The organism is Micromonospora ferruginea (assembly GCF_013694245.2).
GTDB classification, from domain to species: domain Bacteria; phylum Actinomycetota; class Actinomycetes; order Mycobacteriales; family Micromonosporaceae; genus Micromonospora; species Micromonospora robiginosa.
The window spans coordinates 5,591,663-5,606,446 of the sequence record NZ_CP059322.2; the positions used below are offsets into that span (position 1 = coordinate 5,591,663).

The window sequence follows — 14,784 nt, forward strand, 5'->3', positions numbered from 1 at the left end:
GTCAGGCCTGGCGGACGCAGCAGCCCTGGCAGACCTTCGGTCGGGGCAGCGTGAACGCGAGGCAGCAGGTGCGCCGCTGCACGGTCGGCTCGCCGGTCGGGCCGGGCACCAGCTCCACCAGGTCGGCGAGGTCGAGCGCGCCGAGCAGCGTGCCGACGGTCGCGGTGGTCGGGCCGGGCAGCGCGTCCGCCGCGCGCAGGATGCCGTGCGCGATGCCGGAGGCCACCGAGCCGAGCAGGGTACGGGTGCCGATCCGGACCTCGCCCTGGATGGCGGCGATCAGCGGGGCGAAGTGGGCGTCCAGCAGCGTCGCGCGCAGCGCGCCGAGCAGCGCGGCCTCGTCGGCGACCACCCGCACGCCGGGCGCGCCGGCCAGCGCCAGCGGGTCGCCGGGCAGCACGGCCACCGGGGTGGAGGCGCGCAGGCCCAGGGTGAGCAGTTGGTGGTGGTCCTCGAAGTGCACCAGCACGTTCGCCGGGTCGAGCAGCGGCACCCGCCGGGCGGACGCCCAGCCGAGCACGGCCGGCAGCGCCGTCCAGTAGCTGTAGGACTTCCAGGCGAGCGCGGCGCAGGCGTGCGGGGTGCCGCCCCAGCGTCGCCCGGCGGCGGTCAGGAACCCCGGCAGCAGCGTGCCGTCGATCAGGCGGGCGGCCGGGGTCCAGCGGTCCAGTTCGTCGCGGACCAGCAGGCCGGGCGCGAGGCCGGGCAGGTCGTCGGTGCCGAACATGGCGCGCAGGGTCGCGGTGACCGGGGCGAACGGGGTGGCGACCTCGCGCCCCGGCATCACCGCAGTCACCTGGCCGTCCCCTGTCTGGTCGCCCGTCGGCCGGCGCGTGCCGTCGACCGAAGCTAAGGCTAGCCTAACCACACTCCCCGGGGGAGGGGAAGTGGTGCCACGGGCTTCAGGGGGAGGTCCCGGTCACTCCGTCGCCGTCGCGTACTACCCGGCGGGGTGGGCGGAAAACGCCGCCGGCAACGCCGGCAGACGGCGCAAGCATAGACGTACGCCGCTGAATTGTCAAGGTGAGTGTCGAATACGAGGCAGTTTCCGTACACGGTCGGACACGAAACGTGAAGATGGTCTTCCCGCGTACGAGGATGCTGATGACCTCACCGATCGAGCGTGCCGCCGACTCGTTCGCGGCCGAACTCGCCCGGCACCGGACCGGCCGAGGGTTGTCCAAGAAGCAGTTGGCGACGCTGATGGGCTTCGACCCGTCCTACGTCAGCCACGTCGAAGGGCGCCGGCACCGGCCCACCGAGGACTTCGCCCGCCGGGCCGAGGCCGTCCTGGAGGCCAGCGGCGCGATCTGGCAGCGCTTCCGGGAGTACGACGAGCTGCGGCACAGCCGGGGCACCGGAGCGCACCGGGAGCCACCCGTCCCGGGCCAGTGGCTGCCCCCCGGCACCGGCCTGGTGGTCGAACGCGAGGTCGCCACGCTCACCCACACCGGCGACGGCTACCACTGCGCGATCCGGCGGGAGCTCTACAACGCCGGCACCGAGCCGGTCACCCGTTACCTGGTCCGGGTCGCCGTCGACCGCTACCCCAACGACCCGGGCCGCTCCAACCGGCACCACCGGGAGCACCCGCTCACCTTCGCCGAGCTGCAACTCACCGCCGTCCGGGACGACGCCGGCGGGCGCGAGCCGATGCACTGGCGGGCCAAGCACGACCGGGACGCGTTCAAGGAGATCTGGCTGCTCTTCGAGAACGACGAGGGCCGCTTCCCGCTCTACCCGGGCGACCGGGTCACCATCGAGTACGCGTACCGCGTCGGGCGGGACAAGTGGGGCCCCTGGTTCCAACGGGCCGTACGCCTGCCCACCCGGCACCTGGCGGTGCGGCTCGACCTGCCCGCGGACCTCGACCCGAAGGTGTGGGGCGCGGAGACCTCGCTGTCGGCGGAGGAGGGGCCGCTGCGGACCCCGATCCAGCGCACCGAGGCGGACGACCGGGTCATCTACGACTGGGGGACCGACGACCCGCCGCTGAACGCCCGCTACCGGATGCAGTGGCGGTTTCGCAGCCAGGCCGCCGACGCCGAACCCGACACACCGCCCACCGGCGACAGCCGGATCCGCGCCAGCGACCGGATGCGCGCGGTGGGCATCGTGCAGCGCGGCGACGATGTGCTCCGCCAGCCCGCCCGCCAGTTCGACCTGCCCACCGAGGAGGCGCACGCCCGGCAGGTGGTGGACCGGCTCGCCGGGATGCTCACCCGCCTCGACGAGCTGCACCCGTTCAGCAAGGGCGTCGGCCTCGCCGCGCCGCAGCTCGGCCTGGGCTGGGCCGCCGCGCTGGTCCGCCCCGCCGACCGGGCGGCCGAGCCGGTCGTGCTGCTCAACCCCCGGGTGGTCGACGCCGCCGCCGAGGCCGACGAGCAGTACGAGGGCTGCCTCTCCTTCTTCGACCACCGCGGACTGGTGCCCCGGCCGCTGCGGATCGACGTGGAACACGCCCTGTGGGACGGCAGCCGGGTCATCACGTCCTTCGAGTACGCGATGGCGCGGCTGGTCGCCCACGAGATCGACCACCTGGAGGGCCGGCTGTACGTCGACCGGATGGCGCCCAACGTGCCGCTGGTGCCGGTGGAGGAATACCGCGAGACCGGCACCCCCTGGCGCTACTGACCGGAACGGGGGGGCCGGGTCGCGTGCCCCAGGGGGCGGGGGCACGCGACCCGGCTCGGGGGGAGTAAGGCTTCTCAGAGGACACCGAACGTGTCGTAGCGGATGTGGTCCGGCGGGACGTCGTCGGCGGCGAGCGCCCGCAGCGTCGCCCGGACCATCGCGGCCGAGCCGGAGACGTAACAGTCGTGCGTGGTCCACGGCCCGTACCGGGTGACCACCTCGGAGACGTCGCCGATCTCGCCGGCGAAGTCCGGGTCGTCGCTGCACGCCGGCGTCACCGACAGCCAGGGATGCGTCGCCACCAGCTCCTCCAGCCCGGCCAGCCCGTACAGCTCGTCCGGGTGGCGGGCGCCGTAGAAGACGTGCACCCAGCGGGTCCGGTTGACCCGGGTCAACTCCTCCACCAGCGCCTTGATCGGGGCCAGCCCCACCCCGCCCGCCACGCAGAGGACGTCCCGGGTGGAGTCCGGGTCCAGCGTCATCGAACCCATCGGGGCGGCCAGCCGCAGCAGGTCACCCGGCTTCGTTCGGCGCACCAGCGCGCCGGACACCCAGCCGGCACCACCCTCCGGCGTCCGGACGTGGAACTCCAGCACGTTCTCCTCGTTCGGCGCGTTCGCCACCGAGTACGTGCGCCAGGTGCGCGGCAGGTGGCGGGGCACCTCCACGCTGACGTACTGGCCGGCCCGCCAGGGCAGCGGGTCCTGCAACGCCCGCACGGTCAGCACCGCCGTGTCCGGGCCGTGGCGCTCGTGGGTCAACACCTCGGCGTGCCAGAACGGCGGGTTCCCGTCGGCCTCCGCGCCGGCCCGCATCCGCTCGCTGATCCCCGCGTACGCGTCCCGCCACGCCTGGTCGTACTCCAGGTTCCAGCCGTCCCCGGCGACGCTGCGCAGCCCGTCCAGCAGGGCGACGCCCACGGTCTCGTAGTGCTCGGCCGTGACGTGGTACTTCCGGTGGTCCCGGCCCAGCCCGCGCAGGTAGTCGTCGAACGTCTCCGGGTCGTCCATCGTCTGGGCGGCGGTGACGATCGCCTCCAGCAGGCGCTCGCGCTGCCCGCTCATCTGCACCGGGAAGAGCTTGCGCAGCTCCGGGTCGAGCAGGAACAGCCGGGCGTAGAAGTGGCCGCAGAGCCGGTCCCCGTGCTCCTCGACCAGGGCCCAGCTCTCCTTCAGCAGCCGCGCGACGTTCTCCACAGGGGCACGCTCCTTCTCCGGACGGGCGGATCGGCCCCCATAGAATGTCCACGGAGCGTGTCCACCGGTCGCACACAATGTGCGACCGGCTCATCTGCCGCCGGGAGTGGTTTCATGGTCGGGTGACGGTTGACGAGCTGGCCCGGCCGGTGTCCCGCCGGATGCTGGGCACCGAGGCGCTGCTCGTGCTCGGCCTCTCCCTCGGCCAGTCGGCCGTGTACGCGCTGGTCTCGCTGATCGCCAAGCTCACCGCGTCGGGCGGGCTGTCGAAGCAGACCGCCGCGCTGAACACGTCCACCTCGTCGCGGCCCTACCTCGACCTCACCTACCAGCTCCTCGGGATCGTCTTCGCGCTGCTTCCGGTGCTGCTCGCCGTACACCTGCTGGCGCGTGACCCCGGCGACCCGGCGCGGACGCTCGGCGTCGACCTCGCCCGCCCCGGGTCGGACCTGGCCCGCGGCGCCGGCCTGGCCGCGCTCATCGGCCTGCCCGGGCTGGCGCTGTTCTGGGTGGCCGCCCAGCTCGGCGTGAACGCCACCCTGGTCCCGGCCGCGCTGCCGGACCTGTGGTGGGCGGTGCCGGTGCTGATCCTCGCCGCCGTGCAGAACGCCGTGCTGGAGGAGGTGATCGTGGTCGGCTACCTGGTCACCCGGCTGCGGCAGCTCAACTGGCGACTCGGCGCGGTGCTCGCGACGAGCGCCGTGTTGCGCGGCTCCTACCACCTCTACCAGGGCTTCGGCGCGTTCGTCGGCAACGCCGTGATGGGCGTGATCTTCGGGTTGGTCTACCTGCGCACCCGCCGGGTGGCCCCGCTGATCGTCGCGCACACGCTGCTCGACGTGGTCGCCTTCGTCGGCTACGCGCTGCTGCCGAAGTCCTGGTTCGGCTGGCTCTGACGGGCACGCCGGTAACGGCCGACCGCCCGCGCGGCGACCCGCTCGGCGGCAGCCGTGCCACCGGTCGCCGCCGCAAGCACCGCCGCACCCGGCAGCAACCGCGCGGCCAGCCGCAGCCCGAGCCAGCCGCCGGCCTGCGCGGCCACCGGCGTGGCCAGCCGCCAAGCCGCCTCGGCCACCCGACCCCACGGCCCGTCCGCCGGCTCGCCGGCCGCCCGGGCCGCCGCCAGCGCCGCCCGCGCGGCGCCCTCGTCCGGATGCACCGACGTCAGCACCAGCAGCTCCGCCGCCCGGTCCGGATGCGCCGGGTCGTGGCCGTACGCGGCGGCCATGTGCAGCACCAGGTTCGCCTGCGTCCAGAGCACCGCCGCCAGCTCGGCGGCGGGCGCGAACAGCCCGGCCCCCGCCGCGAGCCCACCGCCGGTGCCGGCCATCCGGACGAACCGCCGGGTCGCCAGCCGGGCCACCCCGTCGGCGTCCGCCTGCGGGTACGCCTCGCGAACCTGCGCCACCCAGCCCCGGGCCCGCGGCCCGATCGCGTCCACCGCCGCCAGGGCCAGCAGCTCCGGCGCGAACCCGGGGTGGTCACGCAGGCGCGGCGCCACCGCCCGCCAGCCCTCCACCGGGGTACGCGTCATCGCCGCGACCCCGGTCGCCGCCGGCTCGTGAGTCGTCTGCTCCTGGTCGGGTTGCGCCTGCGCGGGCGGCTCGTCGGTGCGCGTGCCGGCGACCCCGCCGGCCGTCCCGTCCGAGGGTGGCTCGACGGGTGCCCGCTTGGCGGGGCGCTTCGCCGGGCTGGTCTTCGCCGCCGGTGCGGCCTTGGTGGTCCGGCGGGCGCGAGGGGCCCGGGGCGCGAAGCCCGCCTCCTCGACCGCTGCCCCGCCGGCCGGGGACGGCTCCGCCCCGGCCGGCGCGGTGAACTCGGGCGCGACGGCCGTCTTCCGGGGCGTGGCGGGAGCCTTCCGGGTGGCCTTCCTGGCCGCCTTCTTCTCGGCGGGGACGCGGCGCGCCGGCCCCTCGCCGACCGGGATCTCCGGGGCCGGCGGAGTGGCGGTTGCCTTCTCCTCGGCGGGTTCCGCATCCGTGGACGGCTGCCCGGCGGAGGTGACCGGCCCGGCCGCAGGCGTCGCCTCCCCGGAGGCGGGTCGCGGCCCGGCCGTGCCGGCCTCGGACGGTGTCCCGCCTGGTGACCCCGGCTCGGCCGCGGACGGCGCGGGGACCGGAGTCTCGAGGTCGGCCGGGGTCGGCGTGGCGGCCTGGATTCCGGGGTCGGCCGGGGACGGCGCGGCGACCGGGGTTCCGGGGTCGGCCGAGGGCGGCGTAGCGGTCGATCCGCTGGGCTGGGCCGGTGCGGGTAGGGGGACCGGCGTACCGGGATCGGTCGTGGCGGTTCCGGCGGGTGGCGCGTCGGCCGGCGTACCCGGGACGGGCGCGGACCGCTCGGCGGCCGGGCGTGGGCGCGGAGCCGGTGGGACGTCGGTGGCCGGCTCGGGCGGCTGGAACAGGACGGCCGGCGCGGCCCGACGCGCCCGCTTGCGCGGCGGCGTCTCGGCGGGCGCGTCCGTGGACGGCGGCTCGGGGGCCGGCGGTGGGCTGAAGGTCGCCCTGGGGGAGCGGCTCCGCCGGGCCTTGTCGGCGGGCTCGCGACGGGGGGTATCGCTCGGCGGCTGCTCCTGCATATCGATGGAGCGTAGTCGGGGACGTGACCTGGCACACGGCGAAGACACGGCGACTCGGTGGGCTGCCGGTAGTCGCTTTGCCCCGGGCGGGTGCGGACCTGTATCCTCGGGCGCGGTGGCCTCCGGGTCACCGGGGAGACTTCGCCTAGTCTGGTCTATGGCGCCGCACTGCTAATGCGGTTGGGGTTTTAAAGCCCCTCCCGGGTTCGAATCCCGGAGTCTCCGCGCGAAAGCCGGTTGTGTAGACTGGCCGAGCACCAAGCGCCCGTAGCTCAATGGATAGAGCATCTGACTACGGATCAGAAGGTTAGGGGTTCGAGTCCCTTCGGGCGCACGTCACGGAAAAGGCCGTGATCAGCCGAAACGCTGATCACGGCCTTTTTTCGACCCGTGGGGGCGCTAGATCACGCGGCGCCGTACCCGCCACACCACCACACCGAGCAGGACCGCCGCGACGGCGACGAACAGGGCCGCCTCGACGAGCTGGAACTCCCAGAACCGCCCGGCCGGGTGGTAGACCCCGAACCGCTGGATGCCCCGCGCGTGCAGGAACTGGTTGAGGTTGGTGCCGGCCCGGTCGGCGGCGCCCGCCAACTCGTCGTACTCGGTCCAGCTCAGCCTGCGGCCGGTGGCGTCCGCGTAGCCGCGGTCGATCGTCCAGTCGGCGAGGCCGGGCGTCCGGCCCTTCGCGCCGTCGGCGGGGACCGGCGCCGTGGTGGTGAGCGGCGTGGCGTACGCGGGCCGGGCCAGCAGCGCCACCGACATCCGGGCGGCGAGGAACGCCCCGAACGCGACGCCGAACGCGGGCAGGCTGCGCCGCAGGATCGCCCCCGCGGCGGTGGCGACGGCGAACGCGAACAGCGCGTACGCGACCGGGACGATCCCCTCCAGGTCGAAGGCGTCGTACTGGAACCGCCCCTCCCACGCGTCGAACGGCTGCCGGAACCAGGTGAGCACCGCGGTGAACAGCCCGGTGAGCGCGACGGTCACGCCGGCCAGCGCGGCGAGCTTGGCGGCCAGCCAGCGCATCCGGGGCACGGCCTGGGTCCAGGCGAGCTGCCACGTGCCGTCCTCCAGTTCGCGGGCGAGCAGCGGCGCGCCGAGGAACGCGCCGATGACGACGGGGACCAGGTAGAAGGCCGCCAGGAGGTTCTCGACGTACCCGTACTCCTCGTCGAGCCGGCGGAAGGAGGCCGCGCAGCCCTCGCCGACGCCGGTCCCGCCCGCGCACCGGGCGGGACCGCCGGGGAACAGGTCGTGGGCCTGCGTCCCGAGCAGGAGCAGGGTGACGCCGAACGTGCCGACGAGCAGGCCCAGGACGCAGACCTCGGTCCGGTGCTGGCGCCAGATCAACCACGTCATGCCGCCACCTCCGGGGCGACCGCGGCGCCCGGCTCGGACGGGCGGCGCAGGTACGCCAGCACCAGGTCCTCCAGCGCGACCGGCCGGGCCTGCCACCCGGGCGCGGCCGGGAGCCCGCCGTCGCGCACCAGCAGGGTCGTGTGCCGGTCGCTGTGGACGGCCTCCACGACGGTGCCGGCCCGGTCGAGGTCGGCGGCCGTGCGCGGGCCGACGAGCAGGCGGTGCTCGGCGAGGAGGGTGTCGATGTCGCCGGTCAGCGTGACCCGGCCGTGGTTGAGCACGACCAGGTGGTCGCAGACGCGCTCCAGCTCGTGCACGACGTGGGAGGAGAACAGGACGGTCACCCCGCCCTCGGCGACCGCGCCCATGAGGACCTGGAGGAATTCGTGCCGGGCCAGCGGGTCGAGGCTGGCCACCGGCTCGTCGAGGACGAGCAGGTCGGGCCGTTTCGCCAGGGCCAGGGCCAACGAGACCTGGGCCTGCTGCCCGCCGGAGAGCGTGCCGGCCCGGCGGTCGAGCGGGATGCCCAGCTTCGCCAGCCGCCGTTCGGCCAGCCCCTGGTCGAACCGCAGGTTGCAGGCCCGGCCGAAGCGGAGCATCTCGGCGACGGTGAAGCGCTTGTAGAGCGGGTGGTCCTGCGCCAGGAACCCGATCCGGGACAGGGTGTGCGGGGTGCTGGCGGTGACGTCGTGGCCGAGGACCTCCACGGTGCCGGTGCTCGGCGCCAGCAGCCCGACGACCAGGCGCAGCAGCGTGGTCTTGCCCGCGCCGTTCGGCCCGACCAGGGCGATCACGCCGCCGGCCGGCAGGGTCAGGGTGCAGTCGCGCAGCGCCCAGCCCTTCCGGTACCGCTTGCCCACACCGTCGGTGCGCAGCGCGAACTCGGTCTCGCTCACGCCACGTCCTCGTTCCTGGTCTGCTGGCGGACGGAGGCGAAGAGCGCGTCGACCGCCCGCTCGTCGAGGCCGGCGGCGTAGGCGCGGCGCAGCCAGGTCGCCAGGCCGCGGTGCAGCGACGAGTACGTCGATGCCGACATCGCGGCCGACTGCTGTGCGTCGACGAACGTGCCCTGGCCGGGCCGGCCGGTGACCAGGTTCTCCTGTTCCATCTGCCGGTACGCCTTGGCGACGGTGTTGGGGTTGATCGCCAGGTCCTCGACCACCTCGCGGATGAGCGGGAGGCGGTCGCCGGGTTGCAGGAAGCCCAGCAGGACTGCCTGGCGGACCTGCTGGACGAGTTGCAGGTACGGCGGCACGCCCGAGTGGGCGTCGAGCCGAAACACGAACACGGGGACCCCTCACTGCTGCTTTACTAGGAAGATAGTAAAGCGGCGGTGAGGGGTCAACGGCCCTCGGGTCGAGTGTCGCGGGCGCTTCGTCGGGCTAGCCCCGGATGTAGTGGTAGTTCGCGTTCAGGCTGCCCGGCGCGGCCGGCGGCGGGGACAGCGCGTCCGACGGGTCGACGCTGAGGAAGCGCACCAGGTCGGGCGGGTCGGTCGAGGTCACCGTGGGCACGTCGATCGCACCGGGCGCCTCGCCCCGCTCCACCCAGGACATCAGCGGCGTCAGGAACTCGGGTACGCCGATCTCGCTCGGCCTGTCCACCTCCGGCCCGAACAGGCAGTGGTACCCGCCGGGGATCATGTAGAGCCGGGAGAACCGCTGGCTCGCCGCGTAACCGCCCGCGTGCCGCTCGACCGCGGCGTACCAGTCCAGGGTGGAGAACGGCGGGATCTGCGCGTCCGCCCAGCCGTGGTGGACGATCAACTTGCCGCCGTGCGCGCGGAACGCCGACAGGTCCGGTGACGTGGCGTTGTAGACGGCGTCGCCGAGGATCTGGAGCCGGTCGAACGTCGCCTCGGTGAAGGTGACGTCGTCCAGGGTGAAGTTGGCCGGCGGGTTCTTCGGGTACGCCAGGTCGGCGAAGTACGCCAGCCCGATCCGCGCCGCGAACGGGTCCGGCCCGACGAACCAGCCGTTCCAGCTCAGCTCCGAGCCGTACGCGAAGCCGCCGTTGTAGAGGTTGCGGCCCCGCGCGTCGGACGGCCCCCGGTAGGCCGCCACCGCCACCGCGACCTGCGCGTCGGTCAGGCAGTCGGGCCGGTCGGCACCCGTGCAGCGGATGGACGAGGGCTGGAAGCCGCACGTGCGCGGGTCCTCGATCAGCTCGCCGCAGGCCCGCTGGACGGCGGCGTGCAGCACCGGCAGCTTCGCCGGCGTGAGGATGCCGCCCTTGTTCTTCTGCGTCAGCCACGCGTTGAGGAGCGCGAGCGGCGCGAGGTTGTGGGCGGGTGCTCCGGCCAGGATGCCGTCGAAGTCGGCCGGGAAGCGTTCCGCGAGGTTCAAGGCCTGCCGGCCGCCGGTGGAGCAGCCGTCGAAGTACCGGTGCGTCGGTCCGTGGCCGTAGAACGACCGGGTCACCACGTCGGCGAACACCTTGAGCTTGTGTTCCGAGGTCAGCCCGAAGTCGACCCGGGCCGCGACGTCGTGCGCGCCCCAGGTGCCGTCGCCGGCGTCGGCGCCGGTGTGCCCGCTGTCGGAGGCGGCCAGCACGACCCGCTTGTCCACCGCCGGCGCGCACCGGAACCCGAACAGCGGCAGGGTCAGTTCGGGCACCGCGCCGCACAGGCCGCCGCAACCCTGCTGGACGTACTGCCCGGTCCAGTTCCGCAGCGGCAGTTTGATCTCGTACCTCTCGTGCGGGGGCAGCGTGCCCCGCACGTCGCAGTAGTCGGCGTCGGCCACCGCGGACGCCACCCCGGGCAGGCGGGTGAGCGCGGCGCATCCGCCGGACGCGGCCCGGGCGACCGGCGCCGGCAGGGCCATGATCGCTACGACGGCCAGCACGGCCGTCAATGTTCGCCTCATGCCGCCGACGTTACGGACGCGCCACTGCCGGCGGATCCCTCCACAGACCGGCTTCCGCCTCAATCTGCCGACGGAGTCTCCGCCGGAGATGCAACAAACCTGCACATCCAATCTCTTGCTTCGTCGGTAAGCGCTTTCTTAGCCTGTGTTTCATCGATGTTTCGACCCCGGCCGGGCTGCACATGCGCACACGAAACCGTTTCCACGCCCTGAGGAGAAACAGTGAGAAAAATTGTGCGACGCGGTCTCCCCGCCGGCGGTGCCGTCGTGGCGGCGATCGCCGCGGCGGTCGTGGCGCTGCCGATGACCCAGGCGTCGGGCGCATTCGGCAATCCCGCCATGTCATCGGTCAACGCCTATGCAACAAATCTCAGTCTCGGCGCGGGCGCCGACGGTTCCAGCAAGGCATCCGGCACCAGCTACGGCAACGTGGTCGACGGCGACATGGGCACGTACTGGTCGCCGGCCGGCTCGACCGGCCGCATCTCGGTGAAGTGGGGCTCCGCCACCACGGTCGCCTCGATCACCATCCGGGAGGCGGCCGGCGCGGTCGGGGTCATCGGCTCGTGGCGGGTCGTCAACAACGACACCGGCGCCACGCTGGCCAGCGGCACCGGCGCGGGGCCGATCACGTTCGCGGCCACCTCGCTGAAGAAGATCAACTTTGAGATCACCAGCGCGAACGGCACCCCGAGGGTCGCCGAGTTCGAGACGTACGCCTCGGGGTCGAGCACGCCGGCACCCACCACCCCGCCGCCGACGAGCGGGCCGACCACGCCGCCGCCGACCACGCCCCCACCGTCGAGCGGCACGCTGTACGTGGCGCCGACCGGCACCGACGGCGCGGCCGGCACCCAGGCCAACCCGACGACACTCGCCTCGGCGATCACCCGGGTCGCCGCCGGCGGCACGATCTACCTGCGCGGCGGCACCTACCGCTACACCCAGACCGTCACCATCGGCCAGGGCAACAACGGCACGTCCAGCGCGCGGAAGAACATCTTCGCCTACCCGGGTGAGACGCCGGTGCTGAACTTCTCGGCCCAGAGCGAGGACCCGGCGAACCGGGGTCTCCAGGTGGGCGGGTCGTACTGGCACATCCGGGGCATCGTCGTCGAGCGGGCCGGGGACAACGGCATCCTGCTCGCCGGCAACAACAACATCATCGAGCGCGTGGTGACCCGGAACAACCGGGACTCCGGGCTTCAGCTCTCGCGGCTGGTGGCCAACGCGCCCCGCGACCAGTGGCCGTCCAACAACCTCATCGTGAGCACCGAGTCGCACGACAACGTCGACTCCGACGGCGAGGACGCCGACGGGTTCGCCCCGAAGCTCACCGTGGGACCGGGCAACGTCTTCCGCTGGACGGTGTCCCACAACAACATCGACGACGGCTACGACCTCTACACCAAGAGCGACACCGGCGCGATCGGCGCGGTGACCATCGAATCCTCCCTGGCCTACGACAACGGCACGCTGAGCAACGGCGGTCAGGCCGGCAACGGCGACCGCAACGGCTTCAAGCTCGGCGGTGAGGACATCGGGGTGAACCACGTGGTCCGGGGCAACATCGCCTACCACAACGGACAGCACGGCTTCACCTACAACCGCAACGTCGGCTCGATGACGGTGTCGAACAACGCCAGCGTCGGCAACACCGAGCGCAACTTCAACTTCGACGGCGGTTCCTCGGTGTTCCGGAACAACACCTCGTGCAGCGGCGGCTCGAACGACCGGATCGTCGGCAACTCCGACAGCTCCAACCAGTTCTTCTCCGGCAGCAACGGGTCCCGGTGCACCTCGTACTCCGGAGCCCTCGGCTGGTCCTTCGCCTCCGACGGCCGCCTCGTGGTGACGTTCGGCGGCAAGGTGGTCACGCCGTAACGGGCGGGCGGACGCCGGCGTCACCCTCGCGGCGACGCCGGCGTCCGCCGGTCGCGGATCGGGTACGCCTCCCCGCGCTCACGGTGTGCGCGGACGCGGCGGCTCGCCCGGTGGCGAGCCGAACCGTCGCCGGTGGGCGGCGGCGAACTGGTTCGGGCCGGCCCACCCCCAGCGCCGGGCGATCTCGGCGACCGCGAGATGGTCGGCCGGGTCCGCCCGACGCAGCTCCTGGTCGGCGCGTTCGAGCCGGACCCACCGCAGGTAGGCGGTCGGAGTGGTGTCGAGGTGCCGGCGGAACGCCAGCCGCACGGCGCGGATGGTCGTGCGGGCCTCGGCGGCGATGTCGGCGAGCGTGATGTCCCGGTCCGCGTTCTCCTCGATGAAGGTGACCGCGCGACGCAGCATCCGGGGGTGCGCGTCGCGGCGGTCGGCGAACGTGGGATCGCTGAGCACATTGTTCGGGAAGACGGTCAGGGCGGTGGCCACCAGCATCCGGGCCACGCTCCCGGCGACCAGCGGTTCCCCGGTCACCCCGAGGCCGACCGTCTCCCGGGCGTAGGCGTGGACGGCGTCCCATGTCCCGGCGGCATCCGCGGAGAGAGGCGCGTGGCTGGTGAAGCGGACCGGCTCGGGGCGTCGACCGGGCGCGGTCTCCGCGATGCTGTGAAGCAGCGCCGGGTCCAGAACCGTGGTGCGGAAGTCGGCCTCCGCGCAGTCTGCGGTGAAACCGCGCTCCGGCTGGACGGGAACGAACGCGTCGCCGGGCCCGTAGGTCGTCCGCTCACCGTCCGCGGGGTGGTAGGCGAGCCGGCCGGAGCCGATGTGGCAGATGACGAGCGCGCCGAGCGCCTCGGCCCGCACGTGGAAGCGGAAACCGAAGGTGATCTGGTCGAGCCGAGCCGCCGGACTCACGGCGACGGCGTCCAGTCGCAGCCTCGGCGGAATCTCGCCGGCGTCGAGGCGGATGTTCCCGCCGTAGCCGTCGCGGAGGATCTGCTCGGCGACGTCGATGTCGGTCGCCTCGAAAACCTGGCCCATGCATGCTCCTCGGGGGGCACCCAGCATGCGGCGCTCAGAGACGACGGCGCGCCGTTTTCTCGACGCGTCCAACCACCATTGTGCGGCTGGCGGGGAACCGCACCGAGCAGGCACGTTTCGTCGGCGCGGCGGGGGAGACGGGTCAGGGCGCGGTGGGCAGCCGCACCGTGACGAGGAGCCCGCCGTCGGGGCCGGGGACGAGGTCGAGCGTCCCGTCGTGGGCGCGGACCACGCTCTGCACGATGGCCAGGCCGAGACCGGCGCCGGCGTGCGCGTCGGCGCGTACCCGGTCCGTGCCGCGCCGGAACGGCTCGGTGAGCGTCGGCACCAGGTCCGGTGCGAGCGGGGGTCCGGTGTTCACCACCCGCAGCACGCTGGCGTCGCCGGACGTCGCGGTGTGGACCGTCACCGTGCCGCCGCCGGGCAGGTTGTGCACGACGGCGTTCTGGACGAGGTTGGTCACCATCCGCAGCAGCAGTTCGGTGGAGCCGCCGGTCGGGGCCGCGCCACCGGTCACGTCCAGGGTGACCCGGCGTCGCTCGGCGACGGGGAGCAGCGTCTCGGCGGCCTCCTCGGCGAGAAGCGAGAGGTCGACCCGCTCGCGACCCACGACGCCCCGGTCGCCTCGGCTGAGCACCAGAAGCGCCTCGGTGAGGTCGATCGCCCGCCGGTTGACCTCGTGCAGGCGGGCGACGAGTTCGTCCCGGTCCCGCGTCGGGTCGTCGCGGGCGACGTCGAGCAACGCCCGGGAGATCGCCAGCGGGGTACGCAGCTCGTGGGAGGCGTTCGCGGCGAACCGCTGCTGCTCGGCGACGTGCGACTCGAGCTGGTCGAGCATGGTGTCGAACGCGTCGGCGAGTTCCCGGAACTCGTCCCGCCGGCCCGGCATGCGGATCCGGCGGGACAGGGAGCCGGTCCCGGCCGTCCGGGCCGCCTCCGTGATCCGGGTCAGCGGCGCGAGCATCCGGCCGGCGAGGAACCAGCCGCCGAGCAGGCCGAACGCGAGCAGGAACGCCAGCGTCTCGGCCGCCCTCGGCGCGAAGACGCGCAGCAGGTGGGACCGGACCGGGAACACGCCGGGGGTGAGCGTGTCGGCGGAGCCGGGGACGATGAGCATGGCCCGGTCGGGGACGTACCGCAGCAGGAACACCCACACGGCCGTGAGCAGCAGGGCGCCGGCGAGCACGAGGAACCCGGCGTAGCTGAGGGTGAGTTTCGCGCGCACGCT

12 protein-coding genes and 2 tRNA genes are annotated in these 14,784 nt (G+C 73.5%); 5 read left to right on the forward strand and 9 right to left on the reverse strand.

Features of this window, described 5'->3' with window-relative positions:
• Nucleotide 1: 1 nt before the first annotated feature.
• Nucleotides 2-784, reverse strand: coding sequence for a ferric iron reductase (locus H1D33_RS24890; RefSeq protein ID WP_181572599.1), 783 nt, complete (start codon nucleotides 782-784; stop codon nucleotides 2-4).
• A 317-nt stretch (nucleotides 785-1,101) separates the two neighbouring features.
• Between H1D33_RS24890 and H1D33_RS24895 the strand changes: the two genes are divergently transcribed.
• On the forward strand, nucleotides 1,102-2,634 hold the full coding sequence (locus H1D33_RS24895; RefSeq protein ID WP_181572598.1) for a peptide deformylase: 1,533 nt from the start codon (nucleotides 1,102-1,104) through the stop codon (nucleotides 2,632-2,634).
• 74 nt (nucleotides 2,635-2,708) lie between these two features.
• Here the strand turns inward: H1D33_RS24895 and H1D33_RS24900 are convergent, their stop codons facing one another.
• Entirely contained in the window at nucleotides 2,709-3,830 is a 1,122-nt protein-coding gene (locus H1D33_RS24900; RefSeq protein ID WP_181570856.1) for a globin domain-containing protein, read from the reverse strand.
• Between the two features lie 122 nt (nucleotides 3,831-3,952).
• Here H1D33_RS24900 and H1D33_RS24905 point away from each other — a divergent pair, with 122 nt between their 5' ends.
• Entirely contained in the window at nucleotides 3,953-4,726 is a 774-nt protein-coding gene (locus H1D33_RS24905; protein ID WP_181570855.1) for a CPBP family intramembrane glutamic endopeptidase, read from the forward strand.
• Here H1D33_RS24905 and H1D33_RS24910 read toward each other — a convergent pair.
• On the reverse strand, nucleotides 4,687-6,405 hold the full coding sequence (locus H1D33_RS24910) for a hypothetical protein (RefSeq protein WP_246411889.1): 1,719 nt from the start codon (nucleotides 6,403-6,405) through the stop codon (nucleotides 4,687-4,689). The genes H1D33_RS24905 and H1D33_RS24910 overlap by 40 nt on opposite strands.
• Before the next feature lie 134 nt (nucleotides 6,406-6,539).
• On the opposite strand from H1D33_RS24910, the gene H1D33_RS24915 reads away from it, so the two are divergent.
• Both H1D33_RS24915 and H1D33_RS24920 read left to right on the forward strand, forming a co-directional pair.
• Nucleotides 6,540-6,630: transfer RNA gene (locus tag H1D33_RS24915), tRNA-Ser, on the forward strand.
• Between the two features lie 36 nt (nucleotides 6,631-6,666).
• Nucleotides 6,667-6,739 (forward strand) — tRNA-Arg (locus H1D33_RS24920).
• 65 nt (nucleotides 6,740-6,804) lie between these two features.
• Here the strand turns inward: H1D33_RS24920 and H1D33_RS24925 are convergent.
• The 4 genes from H1D33_RS24925 to H1D33_RS24940 all read right to left on the reverse strand — a co-directional run bounded on the left by H1D33_RS24925 (nucleotide 6,805) and on the right by H1D33_RS24940 (nucleotide 10,634).
• On the reverse strand, nucleotides 6,805-7,767 hold the full coding sequence (locus H1D33_RS24925; protein ID WP_181570854.1) for an ABC transporter permease subunit: 963 nt from the start codon (nucleotides 7,765-7,767) through the stop codon (nucleotides 6,805-6,807).
• Nucleotides 7,764-8,663: an ABC transporter ATP-binding protein gene (locus H1D33_RS24930; RefSeq protein ID WP_181570853.1), complete on the reverse strand. Its 900-nt coding sequence runs from the start codon at nucleotides 8,661-8,663 to the stop codon at nucleotides 7,764-7,766. Before H1D33_RS24930 ends, H1D33_RS24925 begins: the two co-directional genes overlap by 4 nt.
• Complete coding sequence (locus tag H1D33_RS24935) at nucleotides 8,660-9,055, reverse strand: GntR family transcriptional regulator (protein ID WP_181570852.1); 396 nt, start codon at nucleotides 9,053-9,055, stop codon at nucleotides 8,660-8,662. Before H1D33_RS24935 ends, H1D33_RS24930 begins: the two co-directional genes overlap by 4 nt.
• Nucleotides 9,056-9,149: 94 nt before the next feature.
• Entirely contained in the window at nucleotides 9,150-10,634 is a 1,485-nt protein-coding gene (locus H1D33_RS24940; RefSeq protein ID WP_181570851.1) for a tannase/feruloyl esterase family alpha/beta hydrolase, read from the reverse strand.
• A gap of 267 nt (nucleotides 10,635-10,901) precedes the next feature.
• On the opposite strand from H1D33_RS24940, the gene H1D33_RS24945 reads away from it, so the two are divergent.
• Nucleotides 10,902-12,518, forward strand: a complete 1,617-nt coding sequence (locus tag H1D33_RS24945; protein ID WP_246411887.1) for a cellulose-binding protein — start codon at nucleotides 10,902-10,904, stop codon at nucleotides 12,516-12,518.
• Between the two features lie 78 nt (nucleotides 12,519-12,596).
• Here H1D33_RS24945 and H1D33_RS24950 read toward each other — a convergent pair whose 3' ends face one another.
• Together H1D33_RS24950 and H1D33_RS24955 are read right to left on the reverse strand one after the other, a co-directional pair.
• Nucleotides 12,597-13,556: a helix-turn-helix transcriptional regulator gene (locus tag H1D33_RS24950; RefSeq protein ID WP_181570850.1), complete on the reverse strand. Its 960-nt coding sequence runs from the start codon at nucleotides 13,554-13,556 to the stop codon at nucleotides 12,597-12,599.
• A 142-nt stretch (nucleotides 13,557-13,698) separates the two neighbouring features.
• Nucleotides 13,699-14,781, reverse strand: a complete 1,083-nt coding sequence (locus H1D33_RS24955; protein ID WP_281370414.1) for a sensor histidine kinase — start codon at nucleotides 14,779-14,781, stop codon at nucleotides 13,699-13,701.
• Nucleotides 14,782-14,784: the final 3 nt, after the last annotated feature.